This is a genomic window from Rugamonas violacea (assembly GCF_016461825.1).
Taxonomy (GTDB): domain Bacteria; phylum Pseudomonadota; class Gammaproteobacteria; order Burkholderiales; family Burkholderiaceae_D; genus Rugamonas.
In genome coordinates, this window is the sequence record NZ_JAEMNU010000092.1 from 1 (window position 1) to 790 (window position 790).

At 70.4% G+C, this 790-nt stretch carries 1 protein-coding gene; it reads right to left on the reverse strand.

Going from position 1 to position 790, the window contains the following annotated elements; genetic code table 11:
- Positions 1 to 790, reverse strand: a 790-nt coding sequence (tnpC, locus tag H7U20_RS17750; protein ID WP_199760482.1) for an IS66 family transposase, incomplete at both ends; no start/stop codon positions are given.

Below are 790 nucleotides of genomic sequence, written 5' to 3' on the forward strand. Positions count from 1 at the left end.
CGCCCGGCAGCGTTTTGTCGAGCCTGGCGCGCAGCGCCGCCAGCGCCGGCACGCTGTGCTGTTGCCGTGCCAGCAGACGCGCCGCGTCGCCGGCATCCTTGTGGTCGCGCTCGACGCCGTACAGCTTGCCGATCAGCGCGACGGCCTCGTCGGCCAGTCCGCGCTTGCCTTTCGGCTGCACCTTGACGGCCTCGACGAAGCGGCGGCGCACGTGCGCCCAGCACACCAGTTGCTCGATGCCGTCGGTGCGCATCAGCTCGTTATAGCCGCTGTAGCCGTCGGTCATCACATAGCCCCGATAGTCGTGCAGCAGGCGCACGGGCACCTGCCCGCCGCGGCTGGCATCGTAGTCGAACACCACCACCGGCCGCGCCGGCGGTCCGCCCGTCTGCACCCACATATAACTGTTCGAGGTCGGCGCCTTGCCGGCCTCCTTGAGCACCTGCACCACGGTCTCGTCGACGTGCAAATACGCCCCGTCGAGCAAGGCGTCGCGCATCAAATTGAGCAGCGGCTGCAGCACGCCGGCCGCGCCGATGACCCAGCGCGCCAGCGTCTGGCGCGGCACCGTCACGCCGTGGCGGGCCAGCACGTGTTCGAAACGCGCCAGCGGCAGGCCGTCGACGAACTTGACCACCAGCAGCATGGCCAGCAGGTCGGCGCTGGCGTTGCTCTTGGGCAGGGGCTGCGGCGGCAATGGCGCCGTCACCGGCGCGTGCACGCCGCCGGGGCAGCCGTAACGCTTGCGGATATGGCGCAGCACGCGCACCTGCATCGGCACCAGGTCGAG